Source organism: Acinetobacter sp. YH12058 (assembly GCF_013419805.1).
Lineage (GTDB): Bacteria > Pseudomonadota > Gammaproteobacteria > Pseudomonadales > Moraxellaceae > Acinetobacter > Acinetobacter towneri.
The window spans coordinates 12,700-39,022 of sequence record NZ_VOZL01000009.1 but is presented as its reverse complement, the minus strand read 5'-3'; the positions used below and the strand labels follow the sequence as shown (position 1 = coordinate 39,022).

Annotated in this window: 22 protein-coding genes and 1 pseudogene; 9 read left to right on the top strand and 14 right to left on the bottom strand. The window is 41.4% G+C overall.

The features are described 5' to 3' along the window. Positions 1–99 precede the first annotated feature (99 nt). The 3 genes from FTU09_RS07305 (at position 100) to FTU09_RS07295 (ending at position 3,888) form a co-directional block, all read left to right on the top strand. Positions 100–1,410, top strand: coding sequence for a D-alanyl-D-alanine carboxypeptidase family protein (locus tag FTU09_RS07305; RefSeq protein WP_180079903.1), 1,311 nt, complete (start codon positions 100–102; stop codon positions 1,408–1,410). A gap of 283 nt (positions 1,411–1,693) precedes the next feature. Continuing rightward, entirely contained in the window at positions 1,694–2,176 is a 483-nt protein-coding gene (gene slyD, locus FTU09_RS07300) for a peptidylprolyl isomerase (protein ID WP_096901865.1), read from the top strand. 269 nt (positions 2,177–2,445) lie between these two features. Further along, positions 2,446–3,888 carry a deoxyribodipyrimidine photo-lyase gene (locus FTU09_RS07295; protein WP_180079901.1) on the top strand — a complete coding sequence of 481 codons (1,443 nt, stop codon included), beginning with the start codon at positions 2,446–2,448 and terminating at the stop codon, positions 3,886–3,888. An 82-nt stretch (positions 3,889–3,970) separates the two neighbouring features. On the opposite strand, the gene yaaA is transcribed toward FTU09_RS07295, so the two are convergent. Beyond that, positions 3,971–4,750 carry a peroxide stress protein YaaA gene (yaaA, locus tag FTU09_RS07290; RefSeq protein WP_179990676.1) on the bottom strand — a complete coding sequence of 260 codons (780 nt, stop codon included), beginning with the start codon at positions 4,748–4,750 and terminating at the stop codon, positions 3,971–3,973. Positions 4,751–5,200: 450 nt separating this feature from the next. Here yaaA and FTU09_RS07285 point away from each other — a divergent pair. Further along, positions 5,201–5,946 (top strand): annotated as a pseudogene (locus FTU09_RS07285) (IS5 family transposase). 73 nt (positions 5,947–6,019) lie between these two features. Here FTU09_RS07285 and FTU09_RS07280 read toward each other — a convergent pair. The 5 genes from FTU09_RS07280 to FTU09_RS07260 form a co-directional block, all read right to left on the bottom strand. Then, positions 6,020–6,385, bottom strand: a complete 366-nt coding sequence (locus tag FTU09_RS07280) for a hypothetical protein (protein ID WP_004972981.1) — start codon at positions 6,383–6,385, stop codon at positions 6,020–6,022. Between the two features lie 135 nt (positions 6,386–6,520). Next, positions 6,521–8,767: a bifunctional prephenate dehydrogenase/3-phosphoshikimate 1-carboxyvinyltransferase gene (locus FTU09_RS07275; protein ID WP_180079899.1), complete on the bottom strand. Its 2,247-nt coding sequence runs from the start codon at positions 8,765–8,767 to the stop codon at positions 6,521–6,523. A 3-nt stretch (positions 8,768–8,770) separates the two neighbouring features. Next, positions 8,771–9,862 carry a histidinol-phosphate transaminase gene (hisC, locus tag FTU09_RS07270; protein WP_004972978.1) on the bottom strand — a complete coding sequence of 364 codons (1,092 nt, stop codon included), beginning with the start codon at positions 9,860–9,862 and terminating at the stop codon, positions 8,771–8,773. Between the two features lie 73 nt (positions 9,863–9,935). Further along, entirely contained in the window at positions 9,936–11,045 is a 1,110-nt protein-coding gene (gene pheA / locus FTU09_RS07265) for a prephenate dehydratase (protein WP_004972976.1), read from the bottom strand. A gap of 351 nt (positions 11,046–11,396) precedes the next feature. After that, entirely contained in the window at positions 11,397–12,539 is a 1,143-nt protein-coding gene (locus FTU09_RS07260) for an acyl-CoA dehydrogenase family protein (RefSeq protein WP_180079897.1), read from the bottom strand. Positions 12,540–12,779: 240 nt separating this feature from the next. Between FTU09_RS07260 and FTU09_RS07255 the strand changes: the two genes are divergently transcribed. Beyond that, positions 12,780–13,790, top strand: coding sequence for a glycosyl transferase family protein (locus tag FTU09_RS07255; protein ID WP_179991055.1), 1,011 nt, complete (start codon positions 12,780–12,782; stop codon positions 13,788–13,790). A gap of 86 nt (positions 13,791–13,876) precedes the next feature. Here FTU09_RS07255 and FTU09_RS07250 read toward each other — a convergent pair whose 3' ends face one another. Both FTU09_RS07250 and FTU09_RS07245 read right to left on the bottom strand, forming a co-directional pair. Continuing rightward, positions 13,877–14,146: a YeaC family protein gene (locus tag FTU09_RS07250; RefSeq protein WP_004972971.1), complete on the bottom strand. Its 270-nt coding sequence runs from the start codon at positions 14,144–14,146 to the stop codon at positions 13,877–13,879. Further along, on the bottom strand, positions 14,146–15,063 hold the full coding sequence (locus FTU09_RS07245) for an NAD(+) kinase (RefSeq protein WP_207973958.1): 918 nt from the start codon (positions 15,061–15,063) through the stop codon (positions 14,146–14,148). Before FTU09_RS07245 ends, FTU09_RS07250 begins: the two co-directional genes overlap by 1 nt. 179 nt (positions 15,064–15,242) lie before the next feature. On the opposite strand from FTU09_RS07245, the gene mrcB reads away from it, so the two are divergent. Together mrcB and FTU09_RS07235 are read left to right on the top strand one after the other, a co-directional pair. Next, positions 15,243–17,636 (top strand): penicillin-binding protein 1B, encoded by a 2,394-nt coding sequence (mrcB, locus tag FTU09_RS07240; protein WP_096901853.1) that lies wholly within the window; start codon positions 15,243–15,245, stop codon positions 17,634–17,636. A 72-nt stretch (positions 17,637–17,708) separates the two neighbouring features. Then, positions 17,709–18,227 carry a hypothetical protein gene (locus tag FTU09_RS07235; protein ID WP_096901888.1) on the top strand — a complete coding sequence of 173 codons (519 nt, stop codon included), beginning with the start codon at positions 17,709–17,711 and terminating at the stop codon, positions 18,225–18,227. A gap of 78 nt (positions 18,228–18,305) precedes the next feature. On the opposite strand, the gene FTU09_RS07230 is transcribed toward FTU09_RS07235, so the two are convergent. Further along, on the bottom strand, positions 18,306–19,205 hold the full coding sequence (locus FTU09_RS07230) for an NUDIX domain-containing protein (RefSeq protein WP_096901851.1): 900 nt from the start codon (positions 19,203–19,205) through the stop codon (positions 18,306–18,308). A 138-nt stretch (positions 19,206–19,343) separates the two neighbouring features. Here FTU09_RS07230 and hemP point away from each other — a divergent pair, with 138 nt between their 5' ends. Further along, complete coding sequence (gene hemP, locus FTU09_RS07225) at positions 19,344–19,514, top strand: hemin uptake protein HemP (protein ID WP_004972965.1); 171 nt, start codon at positions 19,344–19,346, stop codon at positions 19,512–19,514. A gap of 111 nt (positions 19,515–19,625) precedes the next feature. Here hemP and FTU09_RS07220 read toward each other — a convergent pair whose 3' ends face one another. The 4 genes from FTU09_RS07220 to FTU09_RS07205 all read right to left on the bottom strand — a co-directional run bounded on the left by FTU09_RS07220 (position 19,626) and on the right by FTU09_RS07205 (position 24,024). Next, on the bottom strand, positions 19,626–20,975 hold the full coding sequence (locus FTU09_RS07220) for a HAMP domain-containing sensor histidine kinase (protein WP_004972962.1): 1,350 nt from the start codon (positions 20,973–20,975) through the stop codon (positions 19,626–19,628). 17 nt (positions 20,976–20,992) lie between these two features. Further along, the gene (locus FTU09_RS07215; protein ID WP_004972960.1) at positions 20,993–21,655 is read right to left on the bottom strand and encodes a response regulator transcription factor; all 663 of its coding nucleotides are present in this window, start codon (positions 21,653–21,655) and stop codon (positions 20,993–20,995) included. 143 nt (positions 21,656–21,798) lie between these two features. Continuing rightward, entirely contained in the window at positions 21,799–22,155 is a 357-nt protein-coding gene (locus FTU09_RS07210; RefSeq protein ID WP_179988821.1) for a NirD/YgiW/YdeI family stress tolerance protein, read from the bottom strand. A 111-nt stretch (positions 22,156–22,266) separates the two neighbouring features. Beyond that, positions 22,267–24,024, bottom strand: a complete 1,758-nt coding sequence (locus FTU09_RS07205; RefSeq protein WP_179990673.1) for a GspE/PulE family protein — start codon at positions 24,022–24,024, stop codon at positions 22,267–22,269. 248 nt (positions 24,025–24,272) lie between these two features. Here FTU09_RS07205 and FTU09_RS07200 point away from each other — a divergent pair, with 248 nt between their 5' ends. Beyond that, positions 24,273–25,475, top strand: a complete 1,203-nt coding sequence (locus tag FTU09_RS07200) for a DUF4010 domain-containing protein (protein ID WP_179990682.1) — start codon at positions 24,273–24,275, stop codon at positions 25,473–25,475. On the opposite strand, the gene tsaA is transcribed toward FTU09_RS07200, so the two are convergent. After that, on the bottom strand, positions 25,472–26,227 hold the full coding sequence (tsaA, locus tag FTU09_RS07195) for a tRNA (N6-threonylcarbamoyladenosine(37)-N6)-methyltransferase TrmO (protein ID WP_035310989.1): 756 nt from the start codon (positions 26,225–26,227) through the stop codon (positions 25,472–25,474). The two genes, FTU09_RS07200 and tsaA, sit on opposite strands and share 4 nt — an antisense overlap. Positions 26,228–26,323: the final 96 nt, after the last annotated feature.

The window sequence follows — 26,323 nt, the reverse complement described above, 5'->3', positions numbered from 1 at the left end:
CTGAGCAAAAAAGGCATAGCATTCCCTAGTCAATTGTTATTGTTTTTGCTGCTTAAAACCATTGTGACACCAATGGATTGGTGTAAATAAGGAACTTCTTTGAAACGTGTTATCTATCTGATTGCGGCGCTCTGCTGGCTCTGCAGCGCAATCACGCATGCCGCATTATTGAATATTCAAGCTGAAAGTGTCGAAGCCGAAGCATGGGCAATTTTAGACCCACAATCTGGGCAAGTGATTGCAGAACACAATAGTCACGTACAACGTGCACCTGCTTCACTCACTAAAATGATGGTGGCCTATATTGTGCTGAAAGATATTCAGGCAGGTAAATTAGACCGACATGAAATTTTGACCGCAACACCTGTGGTAGAACAAGTGATGTGGGATGAATCACAAATGTATCTAAAAGCAGGTGAGCAGATTTCGGTAGATCAATTATTGGCAGGCTTAATTATTATGTCTGCTAACGATGCTGCACTCACTTTAGGTGAACGTGTTGCAGGTGGTGTGCCGCAGTTTATTGCCCGAATGAATCAGGAAGCGCAAGCTTTGGGTATGCAAGACACACATTTTCAGAATCCGTCTGGTGTGACCATGCCAAACCATTATTCTTCTGCGGCAGATATGGCACGTTTGGCACAAGCGATTGTGACTGAAACACCCGATTATTTGGCTTATTCAAAACAGACCAGTTTTACCTATAATCAGCACTTTCACCGTGCGACCAATATTTTATTAAAACAAGACCCAAGTGTAGATGGATTAAAAACAGGCTTCACCAAAGCTGCAGGCTACAACCTTGCCCTAACCGCAAACCGCCCAACACTGGACAGTGATGCACCTGAACGTCGTTTGGTAGTGGTGGTGATGGGAACCAAGAGTGCGCAAAAACGCGCTGAGGTGGCACATCAATTATTAAATTTAGCCTATAGCTATACCCGTAATGAAGTCGCGATTAAACCCAAACAAATGATTGCAGAATTGCCTGTGGTGAAATCGACTTTACGCATGTTTAAGATTGAAAGCAGTCAGCCAAAGTTTGTGACGACATCGCTGTATGAACAGCCACATGCAATTAACATGGCGCAGTTTGATCAAAGCACTCAACGTTTACAACTTCTGAATGCACAAGGTGGATTAGAAACACTTGAACCTGCACAGCGTACACAAACGCATGTCAATATTGAATTGTCTGAAAAATTGCTGACTGCGCCATTGGCACAGGTCATGAAACTTGCAACCGTACACGTTTATCAAAATAATCAATTGATTAACAGCTTTGCGATTGAAGAACATGTCAACATTGTTGAAGCCAATATTTTTGAAAGAATCATGATGTGGTTTGGTAGTTTGTTTAATTTCTTTAGCCATCAACCTGTAGAAGATGAGAAAACTTCACTCGGTTAGAAGCCGATGATCCTCAAGAATTAAATATCACCAAGATGGGCAATGTCCCATCTTTTTTATTGTCATCTACACATCATACAAAGGGCTTAAAATGAGCCTGCAATAAAATCTGCAAATTTATAGGTATGACGCACAAATTTGCATTGAAATTATAAAAATTGCCCCGATTAACTAAAAAATGTCATAAAAAACTCGGAAAAGTGAAGAATTTGCAGAAATGTCTATAACAAATTCCACGTTTCACTTTATGATGTACCCTTAAAAAATTGAATGGATCAATAACATGACTGCTATTGCAAATGACCTCGTGGTTTCTTTCCACTACACATTGACTAACGCAGAGGGTGAAACTCTCGACAAATCTCAAGGTGAACCACTTGCCTATTTGCATGGTGCAGGTAATATCATCCCTGGTTTAGAAAAAGCGTTAGAAGGTAAAACAGTAGGTGAAAAATTTACTGTAAACGTACCTGCAGCTGAAGGTTATGGCGAATACAACCCAGACTTAGTACAAGAAGTTCCTGCACAAATGTTCCAAGGTGTAGACAACATCCAAGCAGGCATGCAATTCCAAGCGCAAACTGATGATGGCGTTCAAATCGTAACTGTAAAAGCAGTTGAAGGCGACAACGTAATTGTTGATGCAAACTTCCCACTTGCTGGTCAAGATTTAACGTTTGAAGTTGAAATCATTGAAATCCGTGAAGCTTCTCAAGAAGAATTAGATCACGGTCACGTACACGGTGCGGGTGGTCATCACCACTAAGATCAGTATTGATCGAAGCAAAAGGCAAAGTATTTTTACTTTGCCTTTTTTGTTTGTCATTCTAAAATTCAGGATAAGCACATGACTGAAAGATCCTTTCAGGCAGACTATTGCGGAAAGATCATTACAGGAAAGATCATTACAGGAAAAATCAACACAGCACATTGTTGTTTTATTGGTCAAATAAATCCTTCACATTTAAGACAATTTTACCCAGTCATGCTTATAATGAAGTCACCTTTCTAGCGCTCACATCAAGCATTCTTCCCATGCAAAACTATAATTTAGTTTGGTTCCGACAAGATTTAAGAATTTCAGATCACACCGCACTTTGGCATGCTAGCCAAGCAGGAGCTTGTATTGGCGTGGTGATTCTTTCGCCTCAGCAATATCGTTTACATCACGATGCGCCCATTAAAATTGACTTTTACTTGCGTCAATTAAATGCACTAAAAGACGAACTCGCACAACTCAATATCCCACTGATTGTTCAAATTACACCATCTTGGGCTGACATTGCACAAACACTGCTCCAACTATGCCAAACATTGAAGGACTCTCATCCGATTCAAAATATTTATGCCAATATTGAATTGGGAGTGAATGAGCTAAAACGTGATCTTGAAGTTCAACAAACCTTGAACCAACACGGTCAGGATTTGGTTTTGTACCATGACCGCACGCTTTTTCCTGTGGGTACGGTGCGCAATCAGAGCATGAAACCGTATCAGGTATTCAGCGCATTTAAAAAGTATGCCTATCAACAGTTGAATGTCAGTATTCCGCGTTGCTTTCCTCTGCCGCAACCACAACTACCCATCCAACTTCCTAAACAATATCTCTCTACAGTGCCAAGTTTAGAACACTTAGGTTTCGACCCGCTTCCAACGGCACAACAAAACTTATGGGCAGTCACGGAACAACATGCACATCACTTGTTGGATGATTTTACACGTGAAAAAATGCACGATTATCAGCAACAGCGTGATTTTCCTGCGTTGTCTGGTACCAGCCAATTATCTGCGTATTTAAACTGTGGCATTCTCTCCATTCGGCAATGTCTGGCTGCGGTTTTTGCTCATTCACAAGGGCATTTTCATCTCGAAAATGTAGGACAACAAACTTGGTTAGATGAATTACTTTGGCGTGAGTTTTATCAACATATTTTGTTTGATTATCCCAAAGTTTCAAAGCACCGCCCTTTTAAAGATCAGACCGCACAGGTGGCGTGGCGAAATGATCCTGCAGGTTTAGCAGCATGGCAACAAGGAAAAACAGGCATCCCCATTGTGGATGCAGGCATGCAACAACTTTTGCAAACGGGCTGGATGCATAATCGAGTCAGAATGATTTGCGCAATGTTTCTGTGCAAAAACCTGTTAATTGACTGGCGCTTGGGCGAACAGTGGTTTATGCAACATTTAATTGATGGTGATTTGGCTGCCAATAACGGTGGCTGGCAATGGTGTGCCTCGACTGGTACAGATGCAGTGCCCTATTTTAGGATTTTCAACCCTGTGAGCCAATCACAAAAGTTTGACCCCAATGGTGATTATATTCGCACATGGCTACCTAAACTGGCTCATTTAGATGCCAAAAATATTCATGAACCATATGCGAAAAATCCAAATCTAAAACTGGATTATCCTCATCCAATTGTAGATTTAAAACTTAGCCGATTACGTGCCATAGAAGCCTTTAAACAGCTTTAAGAGTACAAACAGAAGATTGGTCAGTCTCGCCCCCATCTGCCATAGGTTAGCATGATGGGAGATTCAACGATTAAACCGACAGTTAGGCGGCTTGCTCGTCACGTTTAAAGACCAATTCGCCTTTTAAAGAACTGTCTGCATCAAAATAATAACCTTCACTATTGAATGCTTTTAAGTCTTCTGCGCGTTCTAATTTATTCTCGATGATAAAACGTGCCATCAAACCACGGGCTTTTTTGGCATAAAAACTGATGACTTTATATTTACCATTTTTCTGATCTAAAAATACAGGTTTAATAATTTCAGCCTGAATTTTTGCTTCCTGCACCGACTTATAATATTCATCGGAAGCTAGATTCACCAATAATGCCGACTGGTTATGTTTTAAATCTTGGTTAATTAAATTGGTGATGATATCGCCCCAGAAACGATACAAATTTTCACCGCGCGCATTATGCAACTTAGTGCCCATTTCCAAACGATACGGCATCATTAAATCCAATGGACGCAATAAGCCATATAAGCCAGAAAGCATGCGCAAGTGTTGTTGAGCAAACTCAATCTCTGCAGCAGATAAACTATAAGCATCTAAGCCTGTGTACACATCACCTTTAAAGGCAAACATGGCCTGACGTGCATTGGCAAGATCAAACTCTGCTTGCCAGTCACGAAAACGCTCGACATTCAAAGTGGCAATTTTTTCACTGACACTCATTAAACTGGCAATTTCTGTAGCAGAAAGTTTACGTGCTACATCAATTAACTCTTGTGAATGTTGAAGTAATCTAGGTTGAGTATATTCATCGCTTGGTAATGCAGTTTCATAATCTAAAGTCTTGGCTGGAGAAATTAAAGCGAGCATAAACCACCTAAATAAAAAATACTGCGCTCACTATAGCAGCAGCTTTCAACAAACTCCAATGCGTGTTTTTGTTTAACCCTATCGGAAAAACACGTTGCGTTGTATTGCTAGAAGATGATCTCTTAGATCAATCCAACGTGGAGGCTGAGGTGCTTTTATTTCAGTGTCTGCTTTAAAAAAACATTGATTCACTCTGATCAGTTGAGCTTATTTTTTTTATAGTACTTGCAACATTTCTCTAGGCAATAAAAAACCCACTTAACTCTCCCAAATTAAGCGGGTTAAATAAAAATTATTTTGTTGTATTGTTCTTCCTGCTTAATATACGGTTGCGATGTGTCATTTAGATGACATTTCAATTAAAAAATGAATAGGATCTGTTGACATTTGCTGTATAAAAAAATAGCGAGATAGTAAAATTCAATCGCCAAACCAAATTCACTACTCGCTATACCTCGTAAAATGTTGAATGATCAACACTGGTCTAAGTTAAAAGCTATTCTCGCAATTTTAATATTTATCTCAAATCAAATTTGAGAAATTTTTTTGAGGCAATCCTATATCGTATTAGAACAGGATGCCCTTCGAGAGATTTACCCGAGGTTTTTGGTAATCCAAACTCAATTTTTAAAAAGTACAATCGCTGGTCTAATAAAGATAAGATAATGAAAATATTTAAAATATTCTCAGAGAACGCTGATCGTGAATGGATATTTATTGATGCTACTCATGTTAGAGCACACCAACATTCAGCAGAAATCCCTAATCAGGATATTTCAAAAAGTGTTGGGGGTAATAGTTCTAAAATTCACTTAGCTATTGACTCTCACGGTAACCCGATCGAATTTATTATTTCAGATGGAACCACCCATGATGTCAAAGTTGCCCCTATTTTAGTCGAACAATTAGATTTAACTGACACTGAAATAGTCTGTATGGATAAAGGCTATGATTCTGAAATATTAAGAGAGCAGATTAAAAATTAAAGTGCTAAAGCGAATATACCGAAGAAATCAAACACGAAATCAAGTAATGATCATATGGACTGGTATTTATATAAAATCAGACACTTAGTTGAGAATGCTTTTTGCCGTTTGAAGCAATTCCGAGGAATTGCTACACGGTTTGATAAACTAAAGCGAAACTTTCGAAGCGCAGTTGCCTTAGCTTGTATTTATCTGTGGCTGCCTTTATGAAATGTCAACAGACCCTATTTTTAATTTAAAAATCATGTATAGATTTTAAACATCCAACACATATCGTCCTAGTTTAACCTTTCCACTCAAATTCACTAAAAGATTGGTCTTCTTTCAGAGTATTTTCTACCGCTTGCGCCAATTGATTTAATAAACTTTGCTCTGTAATCCGTTCTAGCCAGTCTTGTTCTTCATTGGGGTATGAAGTAATTTCACAAACAAGATGTCCATCTTCACCACGGCTTTGACAGTTCACAGCCAAAGGCAGCGCATGTTGATCTACACTTACAGCGACTTGTGCACCACTCTGCGGCAACGTTTGAAAGCCATAGTGAGATAAGTTTTGTGAAAGTAAATTCGCCACATAATTCTGTGCCAAAGTGCAATCTTGTAACTCTTGTTTATTTTCACAATTCGCCATAAATTTTAATTTGCGCATGCTCGAACCCAAAGGCTTTTTTCTTGTATGGGTTTAGCATAAGCAATAAAACGCAAACAGCCAAGCAAAAGCTTGGCTGTTTCAGCATAAAGTCTAGGCTTTGCGATTTGTCATCGCAGCCCGTATCGTTTTGGCTTATTCTGTCACTTGAATATTCAGACCTGCCACACCTGCAAGCTCAGTAAAGGTTGGGAAACTTGTCGCTACTGTTTCTGTACCGACAATTTTAATTTCTCCAGAAGTACGCAAGCCTGCGATAGAAAAACTCATGGCAATACGGTGGTCATGATGTGATTCAATCTCGCCGCCTGTGAATATCGCTGACCAGTCACCTGCTTTGCCTTTACCCTGAATGATGATGCCATCGTCAGTGGGTGTGCAGTCAATGCCCATGGTTTTTAAACCATCTGCCATCACTTGAATACGGTCTGATTCTTTCACGCGCAACTCTGCAGCACCTGTCAGTACAGTTTGACCTTCAGCACAAGCTGCAGCAATGAACAATGCAGGAAATTCATCAATCGCCAATGGCACTTGATCTTCAGGAACATGAATCCCTTTTAAAGTACGTGAACCACGAATACGAATATCTGCAATTGGTTCACCGCCTGCAATACGTTCATTTTCCACGCTCAGGTCTGCACCCATTTGTTTCAGAATTTCAATCACACCTGTACGGGTTGGGTTAATGCCCACCGCTTCTAAGGTTACATCTGAATTTTCTGTAATGGCTGCACCCACCATGAAGAATGCCGCAGATGAAATATCAGAAGGTACTTGAATATCTGTACCCACCAATTTACCGCCGCCTTGCAATGAAATACGGTTACCTTCAGTTTTCACTTCATAACCAAATGCACGTAACATACGTTCGGTATGGTCACGCGTTGGTTCAGGCTCAGTCACTGAAGTTTCACCTTCTGCCCAAAGCCCTGCCAATAAAATACCTGATTTCACCTGTGCAGATGCCATTGGCAAATCATAGTGAATACCTTTCAGCGCTTGCGCACCTGTAATCGATACTGGCGGTGTGCCACGTTCACCCGTCGTTTGAATTTGTGCACCCATTTCACGCAATGGTTTAGCAATACGCTCCATTGGACGCTTGGTCAGTGACGCATCACCTGTCATAACAGAATCAAACTGCTGTGCAGACAACATGCCTGCCAACAAACGCATAGATGTGCCTGAGTTACCCATATAAATTGGGCCTGCAGGTGCTTTTAAACCTTGCATACCTACGCCATAAATGGTGACCTCACCATTTTTAGGGCCTTCAATGCTCACACCCATATCACGGAATGCTTGCAAAGTCGCCAATGCATCCTCACCTTCAAGGAAACCTGTCACATGCGTAGTGCCTTCGGCAATTGCACCAAACATAATTGAACGATGTGACACAGATTTGTCACCCGGTACGGTAAATTTACCTTGGAAAGTCTTAGCACCCGGCAAAATCGTAAATTGTTGTGTCACGTTATTGTTCTCCATAAAAGGTTTCTTGGCGAGCATATGATTAAAATGCTGTCGTGCCGCTTGTGCATGTCCAAGCAAGCCCATTAAAGCATGCGAGTCTTCTTGTTCAATCAGTTGGCGAATAATCGCGAGTTGACTTTCAAAGCCATCCACCGCTTTTAACAATGCAGTTTTATTGGCAAAGAAAATGTCATGCCACATTTGTGGATCGCTAGCAGCAATACGTGAGAAGTCACGAAAGCCACCCGCAGCATAGCGGAAAATGTCTAAATTATCTTCCCGATTTGCCAATTGTTCGACTAAATTAAAGGCCATTAAATGTGGAAGATGACTGGTATATGCCAATACCTCATCATGTTTTTCCACATCCATGCAAATTACTTCGGCTTTGGCGCTTTCCCACATTTGAATCAGTTTATTGACTGCCCACGGCGCACTGCTTGGTAATGGTGTCAAAATGACTTTGTGATTGGCAAATAAATCAACCTTACCTGCATGCACGCCCGTATGTTCTGCCCCAGCAATTGGATGCCCGGGTACAAAACCTGCAGGTAAGTCTTCACCAAATACCGCTTTGGCTGCAGCCACGACACTGCCTTTGGTGCTGCCTACATCGGTCAGAATTACATTATCTGCCAAATGTGGCTGAAGTAATCGCAAGACTTTTTCTGTGGCTTGCACAGGTAGCGCCAATACTACTAAATCTGCGCCTTGTACCGCATCTACAGGATTGTTAAAGCCTTGTTCAATTAATCCTAATTCCAAAGCATCTTGCAGCGTTTTTTCAGAACGGGTCGATGCCACAATATGCCGACTTAAGTTTTCTGCCAGCATTACACGTGCCAAACTCGAGCCTATTAGCCCGAGTCCGATAAATGCAACTTTTTCAAACAATGGTTGCGCCATGTTTTATGCCTTCGCTTCCTTGCCCAATACTTTGGCTAATGCACGCAGGAACTTGGCATTTTCTGCTTCTGTGCCAATTGAAACACGTAAATGGGTCGTAATACCCACAGGACGTACAATTACACCTTCTTTCAATAAGGCATTAAAAGTTTGACCCGGATCGGCTTCTACATCTACCAAAATAAAGTTAGCACGTGAAGGCACATAATTCAGACCCAATGCTTTAAAGCCTGCTTCCAATTGCGCCATGCCTGCTTTGTTGGCAATACGTGATTTTTCGATAAAATCTTCGTCTTTTAATGCCGCAACCGCAGCCACCATTGCCAAGTGATTGACGTTAAATGGTTGACGAATACGGTTTAAATAATCGGTCACTTCTGCAGAAGCTAAAGCAAAACCAACGCGCAGCGCCGCCAAACCATAGCACTTAGATAAAGTACGGCTCACGATTAAGTTTGGATATTGCTCAAGGAATTTAAGGCTATTGAAGTTCTCTGGAAAATATTCCACATAGGCTTCATCTAATACCACAATCACCCGTGCAGGAACTTTTTGCATAAAGGCTTCAAATTCAGCCTCTTCAAACCATGTGCCTGTTGGGTTATTTGGGTTGGCAATAAAGATTAACTTGGTGTTGTCTTGAATTGCTGCCGCCATAGCATCCAAGTCATGTGAAAAACCTTTGGCAGGCACTTCAATCGCTTGAGCATTAATCGCTTGCGTCACCAAAGCATATACTGCAAAGGCGTGTTGGCTATACAACACTGAATCTTGATCTGAAACGAATGCGCGAGCAAACATTTCTAGCAAATCGTTTGAACCATTGCCCAAAGTAATACGGTCATGCGCAAAGCCAAATTGTTTTTGAATTTGGTCTTTTAAAATAAAACCACCACCATCTGGATAGCGACCAATTTCAGCAATTTCTGCTGCAACGGCTTCTTTGACTTTGTCTGAACAGCCCAATGGGTTTTCATTTGAAGCAAGTTTGACGATATCTGTAATCCCCAACTCACGCTCAAGTTCACTGATTGGTTTACCTGGTTGATAAGGCTTTAACTTCGAGATGCCTTCATTGGCTGGGACAAACGACATTTTACACTTCCAGTTGACTAGGTGGTGAATGTGGCGCGCATGACAAACATGCACACCACTGAATTAAATACGATTACAACACGGCAGCAGGATAAGAACCCAAGACACGAATTTCTTTCACCAATGGACGGATTTCTTCAATCGCTGCACGGACATTGTCTTGCTCGACATGCCCTTCTAGGTCAATGAAGAATACATAGGCCCATTTTTCAGGCAAGGCAGGACGTGTTTCAATACTGGTCAAGCTAATATTATGCTTCGCAAATGGCGCAAGAATCTCAAGCAACGCCCCTGCGCGGTCATGTGCAGACACCAACAATGAAGTTTTGTCATTGCCACTAGGTGGAACTTTCTCACGACCAATCACCAAGAAACGTGTGGTATTTTCTGGGTTATCTTCGATATTGCTATGTAAAATTTCAAGTTCGTAAATATTGGCCGCAATTTCAGAAGCAATTGCAGCAGAATGCCATTCATTACGAATACGGCGTGCTGCTTCTGCATTGGAGCTGAGTGCTACACGCTCTACACCCGGATAATGTACATCTAACCATTTACGGCATTGTGCCAAAGTTTGCTGATGCGCATAAATTTGTTTAATGCTGTCTTTACGAGTGTTTTCTGACACAAGGAATTGGTGATGAATACGCAATTCCACTTCACCAATCACATTTAATGGCGATGATTTAAAGCAGTCTAAAGTATGGTTCACCACACCTTCAGATGAGTTTTCGACAGGCACTAAACCATAGTGCGCACTACCTGCTTCCACTTCACGGAAGACTTCATCAATAGTAGGCAAAGGACGCACAATCGCGTCTTGACCAAAATGTTTAAGTACTGCGGAATGCGTATAAGTACCAATTGGCCCTAAAAACGCAATACTTTGTGGCGCTTCAAGTGCCAAACATGCCGACATAATTTCACGGAATAAACGTGCCATGGTCACATCAGACAACGGCCCTTCGTTGCGTTCCATAACATTACGTAAAACTTGCGCTTCACGTTCAGGACGGTAAAACAACGGGCTCTCTTCTGCTGCAAATTTTGCTTTCGCCACCGCTTCAGCAAGTCGTGCTCGACGGTTAATCAGCTGCTGAATCTGTTGATCTACAGAGTCAATATCTTCACGGATTTTAGCGAGATCAAGAGAAGTCGTTGTGTTCTGATCGTCTTGGATCATTGTTATGTCGCCCTTCATAAACATTTTGCAAATAGTATAACAATAGTTAGCTTTCAAATGTTGCGCAATACAACTTTCAGTGTTTCAGATTTAAAAACATACAGTTGATCAAAGCATCACCAATCTATACATTTAAGCCGCAACTTTGCACAACGTACCGCTTAAAACTGGGCAACTATGCTTTTCTTTTTTGCATCTCTAATTCTAAGCGGTGTAATTTTATTTTTAAGTGTAATTATCAATCAGCTCATTGCTTTTAAGTCTGATCAAATTCATAAAAAAAGAGCCAGCACTGGGCTGACTCTGGAGATGATCCTTGATCTTTATTCAATTGGACTTTTAGGCATTGTTTTAACGCCCCAATAAACCACGCGCGACAATTTCTTTCATAATTTCATTGGTTCCACCGTAAATTCGCTGGATTCGCGCATCGACAAAGAAACGAGAAATCGGGTATTCCGTCATATAGCCATAACCGCCAAACAGTTGCAGCAATTGATCGGCAATTTTCATTTGCATATCTGTCGCAAAGCTTTTTAAAGCGGCTGCAGTTTCGACGTCCAGTTTGCCCTGCATATACAATTCGACGTTTTGATTATAAAAAGCAGAGGTTGCCAATTCATCAATTTTAGCCTGTGCCAAAACAAAACGGGTATTCTGGAACTGACCAATGGCTTGTCCAAACGCCTGACGCTCTTGCACATATTGTGTGGTCACATCAATTGAACCTCGAATAGCACCCAATGCAGTAGCTGCAATCGCAGTACGTTCACGTGGCAATTCTTGCATTAAATAGGCAAAACCATGCCCTGCCTGTCCTAACAATTGATTTTTCGGCACTTTGACATTGTCAAAGAATAGCTCTGACGTGTCTTGTGAATGCAAACCAATTTTTTCCAAATTGGTGCCTTTTTTAAAGCCTTCTAAATGAGTATCGACCAACATGAGCGACACGCCTTTGGCACGTGCTTGCGGATCTGTTTTTACTGCCAAAACCACTAAGTCTGCATGCTGACCGTTAGAAATAAAGGTTTTAGAACCATTCAGTACATAATGATCATCTTGCAAAATGGCGTTGGTACGCATGGCTTGTAAGTCTGAACCCGCACCTGGCTCGGTCATGCCAATTGCACCAACCACTTCACCCGACACCATTTTAGGCAGCCAGTATTGTTTTTGTTCTTCTGTACCAATATGCAAAATGTACGGCGCAGCGATTTCAGAGTGACAGGAAATACCTGTAGAAAGTGCGCTATAACCTGCACGTGCCGATTCTTCGACCAACATTAGGGAATAATGCGTTGGAACACCATAGCCGCCATATTCTTCAGGCACATCAATACATAAAAAGCCATTTTCACCTAACAGATTCCACACGCTGCGCGGCATGATGCCCTCACGTTCCCACGCAGCATAATGCGGTGCAATATGCTCCTGCATAAAACGTCGAAAGTTATCTCTAAATAATTCTAAATCAGCATCATAAGCCAGCATATCCAATCCTTTATTTTTCAATTGTTGTTTTCAATAGTATCCATGCTATGCATTTTTATACAGGCTGTCATGTGTTATCCCTACAGATTGTCTTACTTTACAGTCAAACTTTAGTCGTCATTTCAGATATGCAATGAAACTTGTGGCAGCTCGTACAAGCTGAAGCTGTGAATAGTGCTGCAAACTGTTGCCGAAGTTTATACACTAGTATACTAACTAAAGATGTGTGTGAACTCGCTTATGCCAAATACAAACCCCAATAAAAGAAATATTTATAAAGATGCAGAACATCCATTCGCACAATTTATTCGAATTATTGGCAAAGGCAAAACAGGCGCACGTTCACTGACCTATGACGAGGCCTATCAAGCTTTTTCTATGATTTTGCGCAATGAAGTGTTGGATGTGCAATTGGGTGCTTTTTTAATGTTGCTGCGTGTGAAGGAAGAATCTGTAGAGGAGTTGGCAGGTTTTGTGCAAGCCACCCGTGATCAACTGCAATTTAAACCGCTTCAGGTCGATTTAGACTGGTCATCTTATGCAGGTAAACGCAGACATTATCCGTGGTTTTTATTGGCAGCGCTGACTTTAGCAAAACATAACTATAAAGTGGTGATGCATGGTGCTTCTGGGCATACCATCAACCGTTTATATACCGAACAAGCACTGCAATATTTAGATTATCCAATTTGCCAAAATGACCTAGACGTTGAACAGCAATTGGCACAGCGTAATTTTGCTTACTTACCATTGGATGTTATTTCACCGATTTTGAGTGAGTTGATTAATTTACGCAATGTGATGGGTTTACGTTCACCCATTCATACCCTTGCCCGTTTAATCAACCCTTTTAATGCCAAAGCCACCATGCAGGCGATTTTTCACCCTGCCTATCGCAGTTCACATCAACAAGCCGCATTTCAGCTGGGTTATCAAAACAGTGCAGTGATTAAAGGCGAAGGTGGCGAGTTTGAACGCAACCCCGATGCCAAAACTTTAATTTGTGGCATCAAAAATGGCGCTTTATATGAACACGAACTGCCTAAACTGACCGATAACCGCAGCCCTATAGAAGAAGAACTGGATTTGGCAGTATTTAAAGCCGTCTGGCTAGATCAGCAAACTCATGAGTATGGTGAAGTCGCCATTACCGAAACCATAGGTATCGCTTTATATACCATGGGCGTTTGTGATGATTATGCTGTAGCGATGCAAAACGCACAGCAGCTTTGGCAAAATCGTCACAACTAAAACGTCATTGAAAATACAAAAAAAGACACCCATCTCAGGTGTCTTTTTTTGTATTTTCAATTTTTCTGAAAGCTTTCTTACATCATTTAAACAAAACGAATCGGTTTAAATTCTTCATGCTTGTGATGATCGTCATCACACTGCTCGCCTTCTTCTTTAGTGCCACGGTCAATATAGCCACTACGCTCAGTTTCAGGCAGGTTTTTCATTTCCCACGCATACACTGCTTGCATACAAATTTGACGTTGCTCTTGGGTCAGCGCAACACCGTTTGGCCACTTGCCAATTTCAATTGCCGTTTTTAAACGTCCAACAATTTCAGGATCGAGTACGGCAAGCATTTGTTCAATATTCATCATTCATCCTGCTGTTGCATTGATTCAAAATCTTGATTCCACCCTAATTTGGTACGACATGCCATATAGAAGTCATAACCTGGTGGATGTAATAAATTTAATTTATAAGGATGTTTGCGGATATGCAAACTATCTCCGACATTTAATGAAACACTATGTTGACCGTCAGCACTAACCATCGGCAATACACGGTTTTCACGAATATTGATTTTAATTTCGCTGTGTCCACCCACCACAATTGGGCGTGAAGACAAGGTATGTGGATGCATAGGCACCAATGCAATTGCATCCATGCTCGGATGTACAATTGGGCCACCACCCGACAAAGCATAAGCCGTTGAACCTGTTGGGGTCGAAACGATTAAACCATCACTGTGCTGACGATAGACATATTGCCCATCAATATTCAGTTCAAAGTCAATCATGTGAACCGACTTACCCGAATGTAGCACCACATCATTTAAGGCAATCGCTTCATAAATGATTTCACCTTTAGAGCGCACTTCCATTTCCAATAAAAAACGACGGTCTGACTGAAAATGTCCTTGCAAAACCTGATCGAGTTTAAAGATTACTTCTGTCGGTTTAATATCGGTTAAAAAGCCTAAACGCCCACGGTTCACACCAATTACAGGGGTATTGTATTTAACCAAAGCGCGCGCTGCGTGCAGCAATGAACCATCCCCCCCCACCACAATCACCAAATCGACCACTTCGCCTAATAAAGCACGGCTGACTGTTTGGGTGTTGTTATAAGGTACAAGTTGAGCAGTGTCAGAATCAAAAACGGGATGCAAACCCAATCCTAAAATATGGTCGTGAATCAGACATAATGTTTCTACGACAGAATATTTGTCTGGACGGCCAATCAGTCCAATGTTCCGAAAGTTCTTATGTGAAATTTGCACCTGCGATATCGCTCCGCTACGATTCGACGCCTATCATAGCACTAACCTAGTTGATTTAAAAAAACTTTAAAACTACATTTCTGCTCAATTTTATGACGATATTTTCCCTTCAGTCACAGATTAATTATTGCAAATTCAGTAAAAGCTTCGCATGATTAGCAAAATTTATCAGGATCTTATCGCGATTTATGAAGTCTGAGCGTGGCATAGGCATAATTGCATTACTATTTTGCATCATCGTTATTGGTGGATTTATTGCATTTAGTATCTACTTGATTCGTCTGGATAATATTGTCAGAGACAAATTTGAAGGACAGCGTTGGGATATTCCAGCCAAGGTTTTTGCACGCCCGTTAGAAGTGTATAGCAATGCACCTGTCAGCCAGACCGACTTTACTCAAGAACTGAAACTGCTTGGCTATAAAAATACAGATAATTATGCTAAATCAGGCAGTTATGTCAGCGATGGTAATACTTTATTTGTGCATACCCGTGGTTTTGACTTTGGAGACAGTGTCGAACCTGAACAGGTTTTAAAAGTCAGTTTTGCCAACAATCAAATTAGTGAAGTGAGCGCCACCAAACCATCTAATACAGGTATTGCACGTTTAGAACCGATGTTGATTGGCGGAATTTATCCACAGCACAATGAAGATCGTGTGCTGATTAAACTGAATAAAGTACCTAAACCGCTGATTGAAGCCCTTATTGCCACTGAAGATCGTAATTTCTATCAACATCACGGCGTTTCAATTCGTGGTACTGCACGTGCTATTGTCAGCAACGTCACTGGTGGCAAACGTCAGGGTGGTTCTACCCTTACGCAGCAATTGGTGAAAAACTTTTATTTAAGCCCAGAACGCACCTTAAAACGTAAGGCCAATGAAGCACTCATGGCCATGCTGATTGAACTACATTACAGCAAAGATGAAATCTTAGAAGCCTATTTAAATGAGGTGAATTTAGGTCAAAACGGTAACTATTCTATTAATGGTTATGGTCTAGCTTCACAGTTTTATTTTGGTATGCCGTTGCGTGAGCTAAACATTTCACAACAAGCCTTTTTGGTCGGTTTGGTACAAGGTCCATCATTATATAATCCTTGGCGCAACCCTGAAGCTGCCAAAAAACGTCGTGACATTGTACTAAACAATATGTTGGTGATGGGTTATTTAAACCAAGAACAATATGAAAAAGAAACTGCGCGTCCCTTAAATGTCATTACAAAACCGACCATTGGCCCTGCCCGTTTCCCTGACTTTTTAGATATTGTCCGCCGTCAATTACGTACTGAATATCAAGAAGGAGATTTGACCAATCAGGGTTTGCGTATCTTCACGACGCTTGATCCGATTGCACAAACCAACGTACAAAATGCTTTTAAAGCATCGGTTGAGCGTTTAAGCAAAGCCAATCCAAAGCGTTTAAAAGAATTACAAGGCGCGGTGCTAATTTCTCATCCTGAAAATGGCGAGTTAGTGGCAGCGGTAGGTTCTACGCAAGATTTTACGGGTTTTAACCGTGCCTTGGATGCCAAACGTCAAGTTGGCTCACTGCTCAAACCAATTATTTATTTAAGTGCGATTGAGTCTGGTCGATATAACTGGGCAAGTCCTGTAGAAGACAGCCAAATCAGCATCCCAATTGATGGTAAATCTTGGACACCACGTAATTATAGCGGCAGCGATCATGGGATTGTGTCTATGTCACAAGCCCTATCTCAGTCTTATAACCTATCTGCAGTTCGTTTGGGACAGGAGTTTGGATTATCTACCTTCCGTAATCACCTCATTAAATTTGGTGTACCAAGTGATGCGGTTCCGCAATATCCATCTATTTTCTTGGGTGCAGTAGATTTATCGCCTATGCAGGTGATGGATATTTATGGCAACTTTGCCACTGGTGGTTTTAAATATCCGACCAAAGCGATTCGCACCGTAGTCGATGCCAATGGACGTTTACTGGATCGTTATGGTTTAACCGTACAACAAACTATTGATCCTTCTGCCGCCTATATTTTGAATTATGGCTTACAGCAAGTGATGAGTTCTGGTACAGGTCGTTCAGCTTACAATAGCTTATCGACAGATTTAAAATTGGCAGGCAAATCAGGTACAACCAATGATACTCGTGATTCATGGTTTGCGGGCTATTCAGGCAATTATTTAGCCGTTGTATGGCTTGGTTTGGATGATAACAAAGTCACAGGCTTAACAGGCTCGTCTGGTGCTTTGCCTGTCTGGAGTAATGTGATGCAGCAATTGCGTCAAAAACCTGTCAACTTACGTCAGACCGAACAAATTCAATGGCATTGGATTGACCGCAGTTCTGGGCATTTATCTGCACAAGGCTGTGAAGGTGCGATGTATATTCCAGTGAATCGTAATAATGTACCGCGTCAGGCAACCGCATGTGGTTTTTCACACTATCAAGTTGAACCCGTTTACCAACCCGATACTGAAACTCAGCAAACAGCTCCTGAAACCAGTGACAGTATCGAAAATTATATCCGTGAAACTGAACCCGTAACAGATGACAATACTGATGGTCGTGTCATCTCAAGTGGCAGTTATATCAATTAAACTTGAGGATATCGGTCAGTTACGCTTATGAAATTATCACGTTTAAGACAAGTTTTTTTCACCACATTCGCTATGGGTGCGATGGCAACGATTGTAGCTTGCCAGAGTTTACCTGAACCGCCTGCTCCTCAGCCTGTGCCTGAAAAACCTAAAACTGTGACGACACCAGAAGGTGTGGTGATTCGTCCTTATGAACGTGAAGAAATTAAGCGTCAATCGTTGCAAGTGGTGGTGCCACAACAAACCGTGCAACAAAAATTAGAGGATGGTCGTAGTTTGCCTGCTTTTCAAAAGTTGATGCAGCAAACCCAGACCGCTTATAAACAAGGTCAATTCAATCAGGCCGAAACAGCAGCTTTGCAAGCGCAGCGACTTGCCCCGCAAGCGGCTGAAACCTATTTATATTTGGCTTTAATTGCCAACCAAAAGAAGCAACCCGCTAATGCAGAAGCCTTGGCACGTCGTGGTTTAAGCTATGCACAAAGCGATGCTATGAAACGTCAATTATGGCTAGTCATTCAAAAAGCAGCACAGCAACAAAATAATGCCAAAAGCCTTGCGCAAGCCCAACAAGCTTTGAAAGATTTGTAAGGACGATAATTTAATAAACTAAAAATCGCTGAGTGTGATTACATCAGCGATTTTTTTATTTGCGCAAACTAGAAAAAATCAAATAAAACGTACACCTGCAATGCCATAGGCATGATGCTGCTCTGCGGTAGTTAAATCATCTTGAGTTAAGCCACCCAAAGCAAAAACAGGAATATCGACAAATTCAGCGATCTGCTGGAATTTTTCCCATCCTAAAGGTGTGGCATCATGATGCGTGGTGGTTACTAAAACAGGACTGAGTAAAATTGCTTCACAACCAATTTGCTGTGCATGTTGTGCCGAAACAATGTCATGACATGCTGCAATATAACGCTGCCCAACTTTTAAATCGCCCTTTTGTAATTGCATCAGTTGCGATTGTTTTAAATGAATTGCTGCAATGGCGTGTTGCTGAATCGTATTTAATTGCTTCCACAATTCCAAATTGACAATCACTTGCCCCAGTTGCTCAATACAATATTCTGACAATTCGACCTTGCATGCAGCATTGGGTTCAACCCGCCAATACAGCAGTTTTTGCTTAGGCAAATTTGCTAAATGTTTTAAATCTTCACTGACTTTAATTGCCTGTTGCCACACTAGTCGTTGCACAATTGCACGATTGGCTTGTGGAAAATTCAGCTCTAAAAGTTGCGGACGGCTAAACCATGTCCAAGGCACTTGAATATCTTTTAATAAAGCTGCGGGTACAGCAGCCTGAAAAATATGCAGATTGACAATCACATCATCATATTCATGGCAAATAATATCAAAAGCATGCCAATGCTGTATGCCAACACCAACTTCTTCAAACACTTCACGGCGGCAAGCATCTACAGGAGTTTCGCCTGCTTCCACTTTCCCACCTGGAAATTCGTGTTTATTGCCCTGATGTTGTTTGGCTTCGCGCCAACCCACCAACACTTTGTTTTGATGAAATAACAGCGCAATTGCCACATGAATATTTGGCTTGGACATGAACCCGATTCCTTTTTTGCAATGTACGTTTTACTGCAAATTGTAGACTTTTATAAAATTAAAAATAATCCGTTGACAGGTTTACATGATAATGATTATCATTTAAAACTATTCTTACACACCACGGAGTAACTCAAAATGAACGCCCCATTTAACTTATTTTCACGTCATTCAGACACTCAGCATGCCCTACCTATGTTACATTCAAATAACTTGTTCGCGCTAGGACGCGAAATTCGTATTTTGCATGCAGGCGAAGAATATCGTTTACGCTTAACCCGTAACAATCGTCTTATTCTCACAAAATAATTAAAATAATCAACACAATAATAAACGTGGAAACAGCAGTATGAATCAGCGCATACTGCTTTTAAGTTCTGACTTGTTTAATTTTAACTTGCTTCCTAAAACCAATCATATTTACAACTGGGCTTTAGGCAACAAAATACGCACTTTTAAACCACCTTGTTCAGCACGTGAAAATTCAATTTTTCCTGCATGCAACTCTATAATTTTCTTACAAATCGACAGTCCTAAACCAGAACCTTGAGTTTTACTGCCTAAAGCACGGTAAAAGCGTTCGCCCAAACGTGCCAAAACGTCATCAGTCACTGCATGACCATTGTCGGCGATGCAAATTTCCTGCATCAATTCATGCGGTTTCGCTTCAATCCAAATACGTCCTTGAGGTGCTGCATAACGCACTGCGTTGTCAATCAAGTTGCGCAGGCAGCTAAATAGCAATTCAGGATTGCCTTGCACTTGTATCGGTTGAATATCTGACTGAATCTGAATGGCTTTTTCCTGAATAAACGGCGTCAGACTTTGTAAAACTTCCTGCACCAAGTCTGCTATAGATACCGCACTTTTATTTAACGATGCCGCATCTGTCGGGTCTAAACGTGCCAATAACAGCAAATTTTCCAATACTTGTGTACCACGACTGACATCACGCTGAATTTGCTCTAAATCTTGTGCCAACTCAGGTTGTTGTTGGTATTTACGTTTTAGCACCTGCAAACGCAATTGAATGGCAGATAAAGGAGAGCGTAATTCATGCGAAGCATCTGCTGTAAATCGCTGTTCTGCAATTAAAGACTGCTCTACTCGCCCCAACAATTTATTCAATTGCTGCAGCATGGGTTGCAGTTCTTTCAATTCAGGTTGTGTGGGGATAATTGGCGTCAAATCATGTTGATTTTTTTCTGCAATTTGTTGGGAGAGTTGCTGAATCCGCTTAAATTGACGACCAATCATAAAATGCACAATGGCCCATTGCAGCAACCACAACAGCAATAAAATAGCGGCATAACCTAAACTGGTTGCAGCAATTTCCTTGAAGCGATATTTAAGCGGCTGCGCGACAATCACATGCAAGCCATCTTCCTCTGCCACATAGCTGCGCCAAATTTGTCCATCTTGCCAGTGAAATGAAAAACCATGCTCAGATACCACGGCAAGCTGAGACAAGTGAAGCTGAGAAATGTCATGTTCATCTTCAGAGGTAGTCAAAATCAGATCATCTAATCCCAATTGATAGGCAATATGAAATTGCTCACTCAACTCATCGACCTGATTGCCTGCATGGTCACGCAAGTCTGCTCGCAGCAACATATCGGCTATTTCATCCATAATGTCATCATGCACGCGCATGGTCTGATAACTGGCAACCGCCAATAATAAAATCAGGGCGAGTCCACCCGCCAAGACTGAACTTAAAACGGAGCTTTTAACCAGTTTGGACTGTAAAGAAATGACCTGTTTAGACATGCGGAGATCAAACTGAATTAGTTATCTTGCTGCATACGATAGCCTAAACCTCGGATGGTTTTAATGCGGCTACTGCCAATTTTTTTGCGTAATTGATAAATAAATACTTCAATCGCATTACTTTCAATTTCATCGCCCCATGCATATAAAGACTCTTCGAGCTGTTCACGAGTCACCACATGCTGCGGGTTTTGCATCAGTTTATGTAAAATCTGGAATTCCTTGGCCGTTAAATTGACCTGTTGATCATCCACTTTCACTTGTTTGCTTTGCGTATCTAAAACCAAGTTGGCAAATTCAAGCTGCTGTGTCGGATGACTTTGCGCACTGCGTAACTGACTGCGTACCCGCGCCGATAGTTCTTCAAGGCTAAACGGTTTGACCAAATAATCATTGGCACCTAAATCAAGTCCCTGTACCCGATCTTGAATACTATCGCGCGCAGTAATAAAAATAACAGGTGTGTCCTGTTGCTGCTGTCGTAAAGCGTGCAGAATTTCATCACCGCTATTTTTAGGCAACCCACGGTCTAACAACACACAATCATAATGATGCTGCTGAATCGCTAAAATGGCATGATCACCACGTTCAACCCAATCGACATTATAACCATCCATTTCCAGCCAAGTTTTTATACTTTCTGCTTGCGATACATCGTCTTCAGCCAAGAGTAAGCGCATATCTTCCTCTGTTATTTATGCTTCAAAATTTTATGATTTCAAAATACTTTACATGATAAAACCACATACACCTTACAGCGTATGTGGTTTTTGAGTGAAATCAGTTTTGTGTAGCAACTAATGCTGTTTTACACAGCGTAGATTTAGAAACGAACTTGATCTACATCTATTTCAATACGTTTTGTAGGCTTGTGATCAATATCCACTTCACCAATTAAGGTAACAGGCGTTTTGGCAGAAACTGCTTTGCCATTCCATAAGTCATCATCAATATCGACCGTAATAGTGCCTGTGTTATCACGGAACTGATATTTTTCATCACCAATAGATTTCACCACATAACCTTTTAACTGCACTTTGCTGTCATCTTTCAGGCTTAAAGCTTGTTTTACAGTTACATTTTGATGTAGTGCTTGGGTGTTAATGCTGTCGTTTGCCATGGTGATTGAAGCCATTGCCATTAAACCTGCCATCAACATTGCTTTCATTGTAAATTTCATTGCTTCACCTTTTTGTGTTGCTCATTTCGTTATGGTGATTAAAACAAAGCAAGATGAGCTGAATCTTAAGATTTCCATTTTTTAAAATTCATCGTAAAAAGTTTGAATCTGCTAATTTAATGGCACGACTCGCAACACTTCCTCTAAAGTGGTCATGCCTTCTAAAACTTTGCGTGCGCCTGCAATACGCAACGGTTCAATGCCCTCTTTTTTAGCTTGCTGACGTAATTCATTTAAATTGGCATTGGCACTGATGAGCTGTTTGGTGTCTAAACTTAAAGGCATAAACTCATAAATTCCGACCCGACCTTTATAGCCCGTTTGACGACATTCATCGCATCCGACAGGTTTAAACACTTGTGCAGGCATTTCCATAATGTAGTCAAAGGTCAAATGTTCCCAGTCTTTTTCATTTATTGAGCCTTCCTGCTTACAATGCGGACATAGCTTACGCACCAAACGCTGTGCCAAAACGCCTAAAATTGTGGCAGCAGTCAAAAATGGCTGCACGCCCAAATCATGCAAACGAGTCAAACTTGACGGCGCATCATTAGTATGCAGTGTCGATAAAACTAAATGCCCCGTCAGTGCCGCTTGAATCGCCATATTTGCGGTATCCTGATCTCGAATTTCTCCGACCATAATAATGTCAGGGTCTTGACGCATTAAGGCACGCACACCATCGGCAAAACCTAAATCAATTGCAGTATTCACCTGCATTTGGTTAAAACTCGGTTCTAACATTTCAATCGGGTCTTCAATGGTGCAGACATTGACTTCATCGGTAGCCAATTGCTTTAGCGATGAATACAGCGTGGTGGTTTTACCCGAACCTGTAGGGCCTGTAACCAAAATAATGCCGTGACTATGTGCAGTCAGGGCATGCCATTCATTCAACAAACGACTATCAAAACCCAATTGCTGAAAACTGCGTACCAATACTTCTGGGTCAAAAATACGCATCACCAGTTTTTCGCCAAACGCCGTTGGTAAGGTCGATAAACGCAGTTCAGTTTCTTGTCCTTTTGGAGTTCGGGTTTTTAAACGTCCATCTTGCGGTTTACGTTTTTCGGCTACATTCATACGCCCTAAAATTTTAATCCGTGAGATGACTGCGGTAAGCGTATTGGCAGGCATGTTATAGATGGTGTGCAACACGCCATCAATACGAAAACGTACTTTGCCTGTGTCTTTACGTGGTTCGAGGTGAATATCGCTTGCGCCTTGTTCAAAGGCAAATTGCAGCACCCAATCGACCAACTTCACAATATGTTGATCATTGGCATCTGGGTTTTGGGTATCGCCCAATTGCAATAAAGCCTCGACCCCTTTATTTTCACGGTCGTGTGCAGAAGATTTTTGTGATGAATGTACTGCACGACTCACTTGGTAATATTCAATCAAATAGCGCTGTAATTGATCTGGGCTGAGTAAAACCCGCTGAATTTTTTTGGGCAATAAACTATGTTCTAAGTTGGCAACCCATTCTTTTTTATAAGGTTGATCTGTCGCAATTAATACCGCATCTGCAGTCACTTCCACCGCTAAAATACGGTTACGCAGCGCAAATTCCTGCGACATCACAGCAGTTAAAGCGGCAACATCGGCTTTTAACGGATCAATAATATAGAATGGCAAGCCTGATTTATCAGCCAGCCATTGGCATAAACGGTTTAAAGTTAAAGTGGTTTGGGGATGACTTTGATCGACCAAATTAAAGTTGGCAATCCATTGTAACGGATGCCATTTTAATTGATCACGTTGACGATGCGTGGTTTGTACCAAAGCCTGATCACGTTCGGTAATTTTACGATCTTTGACTAATTGTTCTAAGCACCAAGTACTGTCTATTTCAAAATTAAAATTCATTGTTATATGCCCCAAAATCTGGGTTTACTATAGCAGAGTTTGCTTTCAGGGCTGAATGACTTCTTTAATACAGTAATCTTGTATGGTTCGATTAAGCCATAATTTTAGAGTGAAAATAGATTCATAAATGGCGATAAACACAATTCAAATATATGATGTTTAAAATAACACCTTGTATTTGGAATGTTGCTGTGGATTTTCTGACTCCTCCATCTTTGGTTACAACCAATTTTCCCGAACTGCTCACCATGTTTGCAGCAGCACTTGGCTGTGGCTTACTGATTGGATTAGAGCGTGAACGCAGTAAAAAAAATGGACAACATCACCGTTTTGCAGGCGTACGTACCTTTGGAATTTGCGCATTATTAGGTGCCATTTGCTTCTTATTGGGCACGAGCATTGCCATTGTGGGTGCGTTGATTGTTGGGGGAATTGGCTTATATTCCCTCAAAAATCAAACGGAAGATGACCCCGGCGCTACCACCGAACTTGCCTTCGTGATGACCTATTTTATTGGTGCATTGTGTTTATGGAATATTCCATTGGCAGCAGGTTTATCGGTTATTTTGACAGGTTTACTCATGACCAAGCACACCATGCATGGCATTGTCAGTCAGTGGATTACCGAAGCTGAACTACGTGATGGCTTGTTTTTACTGGCTTTGGTGTTAATTGCCTTGCCACTGACGCCTAATACTGCACTATGGGGCAATGTGCTTAATCCTTATGTGATTTTAAAATTATTGATTTTAATTCTAAGTGTGCAGGCTTTGGCGCATATCGCCAAGCGTTTACTCTCAAGCAGCAACGCCCTCATATTATCTGCAATTGCTTCAGGTTTTGTATCAAGCACCGCAACCATTGCCAGTTTAGGCATGGAAGTACGCGCAGGTCGTGGCGACGCACGTGCCAATGCAGGTGCAGCGCTGATGTCTTGCGTGGCGACTTTAGCGCAAATGTTGATTATTGTGGCGGGTGTCAATCTGATTTGGTTTAAGTTATTAATTATTCCAAGTTTGGTCGGAATCGCGATTTTGGTTGTAGCGGGTGTCTGGTTGCTCAAAAAACATAAAAGTACGACAACAGCAAAACCTGAAGCCGACACCCGTATGTTTAGCCTTAAAGAAGCCGCTATTATTGTGGCGACCTTAACCGCAATTCAAGCGATGGTATACGGCTTGGAACAAACCCTTGGGGATGCAGGTTTAATCATTGGTACCCTGCTCGCCTCGTTATTTGAGGTTCATGCCGCAATTGCAACCGTGGTGATGCAAGGTCCACCGAGCCAGCAGGTACTTTTGTATGCCTTAATTTTAGGTGTGGTGGCACATGCGATTGCCAAATGCGTCAATGCCGCGCTCATTGGTGGTTTGCGCTTTGCACTGTATTTCGCCCCTGCCCAAATTCTGCACATGCTGGCGTTGGTGGCTATTTTATATATGCTGGTTTAATCGACAGCGATTAAAACAATTTTTAGGATATGCACTGCGTGCTGATCAACACGGAAACTGACATCAAAATCTGCAAAATTCATGGTGTAAATTCGTTCAGCATCATCCTGATATGCAGGTCGTGGATCTAAAGACAAGACCTGTTCCAATTCCTGCACAATTTGTGGTTGCAATACGCCTGAGCCGAGTAACTGATTTTTTTGCGCTTCTGCTGTGTCCATCCATAGCACTGTTTTTCTTATGGGTTCATCTTGCGCATAACCACTTTGTGCATCAGGCACAGCATCTGAATATTGGATATAAGGTTTAATATCCAAAATAGGCGTGCCATGCAGTAAATCTGCCCCTGTCACATAAACTCGCAGTGACTTACCCACTTTTTTGACCTGTTTAAATTGCACCACAGACAAACCAATGGGTGCAGGTCGATACATGCTGCGCGTCGCAAACACACCTATTTTTTGATTACCACCCAAACGTGGCGGACGCACTTGTGCACGAAAACAGGGGTTTTGCTGTTTCTGTACGGTTGGATGAGCATCGGTTTGGTTTTTATTGTCGTGAAATTGCCAGATTAACCATAAGTGACTAAACGCTTCGATCCCTTCAAATGCCAACACATCGTTATAAGGCGCCTGCATTTCAATATACGATTCGACTTGTACCAGATTCGGTTGACGAGGAATACCAAATTTTTCTCGGTAGGGAGAGTGCATAAATCCGATTATTGGCATTTTTAGATCAGTCTTCATCACTTTTTCTGATAAGCTCAATTAAATATATTCAGTTTATAGAGAATGATTTTAGATTAGAATAGCAAGCTGTTCTAATTTGATAATTTATTGAGA

What these genes read in the sequence shown, in the direction of transcription:
- slyD (WP_096901865.1), top strand. Translation starts at nt 1,694, where the DNA reads ATGACTGCTATTGCAAATGACCTCGTGGTTTCTTTCCACTACACATTG.
- FTU09_RS07295 (WP_180079901.1), top strand. Translation starts at nt 2,446, where the DNA reads ATGCAAAACTATAATTTAGTTTGGTTCCGACAAGATTTAAGAATTTCA.
- yaaA (WP_179990676.1), bottom strand. Translation starts at nt 4,750, where the DNA reads ATGCTCGCTTTAATTTCTCCAGCCAAGACTTTAGATTATGAAACTGCA.
- FTU09_RS07280 (WP_004972981.1), bottom strand. Translation starts at nt 6,385, where the DNA reads ATGCGCAAATTAAAATTTATGGCGAATTGTGAAAATAAACAAGAGTTA.
- FTU09_RS07275 (WP_180079899.1), bottom strand. Translation starts at nt 8,767, where the DNA reads ATGGCGCAACCATTGTTTGAAAAAGTTGCATTTATCGGACTCGGGCTA.
- hisC (WP_004972978.1), bottom strand. Translation starts at nt 9,862, where the DNA reads ATGTCGTTTGTCCCAGCCAATGAAGGCATCTCGAAGTTAAAGCCTTAT.
- pheA (WP_004972976.1), bottom strand. Translation starts at nt 11,045, where the DNA reads ATGATCCAAGACGATCAGAACACAACGACTTCTCTTGATCTCGCTAAA.
- FTU09_RS07260 (WP_180079897.1), bottom strand. Translation starts at nt 12,539, where the DNA reads ATGCTGGCTTATGATGCTGATTTAGAATTATTTAGAGATAACTTTCGA.
- FTU09_RS07255 (WP_179991055.1), top strand. Translation starts at nt 12,780, where the DNA reads ATGCCAAATACAAACCCCAATAAAAGAAATATTTATAAAGATGCAGAA.
- FTU09_RS07250 (WP_004972971.1), bottom strand. Translation starts at nt 14,146, where the DNA reads ATGAATATTGAACAAATGCTTGCCGTACTCGATCCTGAAATTGTTGGA.
- mrcB (WP_096901853.1), top strand. Translation starts at nt 15,243, where the DNA reads ATGAAGTCTGAGCGTGGCATAGGCATAATTGCATTACTATTTTGCATC.
- FTU09_RS07235 (WP_096901888.1), top strand. Translation starts at nt 17,709, where the DNA reads ATGGGTGCGATGGCAACGATTGTAGCTTGCCAGAGTTTACCTGAACCG.
- FTU09_RS07230 (WP_096901851.1), bottom strand. Translation starts at nt 19,205, where the DNA reads ATGTCCAAGCCAAATATTCATGTGGCAATTGCGCTGTTATTTCATCAA.
- hemP (WP_004972965.1), top strand. Translation starts at nt 19,344, where the DNA reads ATGAACGCCCCATTTAACTTATTTTCACGTCATTCAGACACTCAGCAT.
- FTU09_RS07220 (WP_004972962.1), bottom strand. Translation starts at nt 20,975, where the DNA reads ATGTCTAAACAGGTCATTTCTTTACAGTCCAAACTGGTTAAAAGCTCC.
- FTU09_RS07215 (WP_004972960.1), bottom strand. Translation starts at nt 21,655, where the DNA reads ATGCGCTTACTCTTGGCTGAAGACGATGTATCGCAAGCAGAAAGTATA.
- FTU09_RS07210 (WP_179988821.1), bottom strand. Translation starts at nt 22,155, where the DNA reads ATGAAATTTACAATGAAAGCAATGTTGATGGCAGGTTTAATGGCAATG.
- FTU09_RS07205 (WP_179990673.1), bottom strand. Translation starts at nt 24,024, where the DNA reads ATGAATTTTAATTTTGAAATAGACAGTACTTGGTGCTTAGAACAATTA.
- FTU09_RS07200 (WP_179990682.1), top strand. Translation starts at nt 24,273, where the DNA reads ATGTTTGCAGCAGCACTTGGCTGTGGCTTACTGATTGGATTAGAGCGT.
- tsaA (WP_035310989.1), bottom strand. Translation starts at nt 26,227, where the DNA reads ATGAAGACTGATCTAAAAATGCCAATAATCGGATTTATGCACTCTCCC.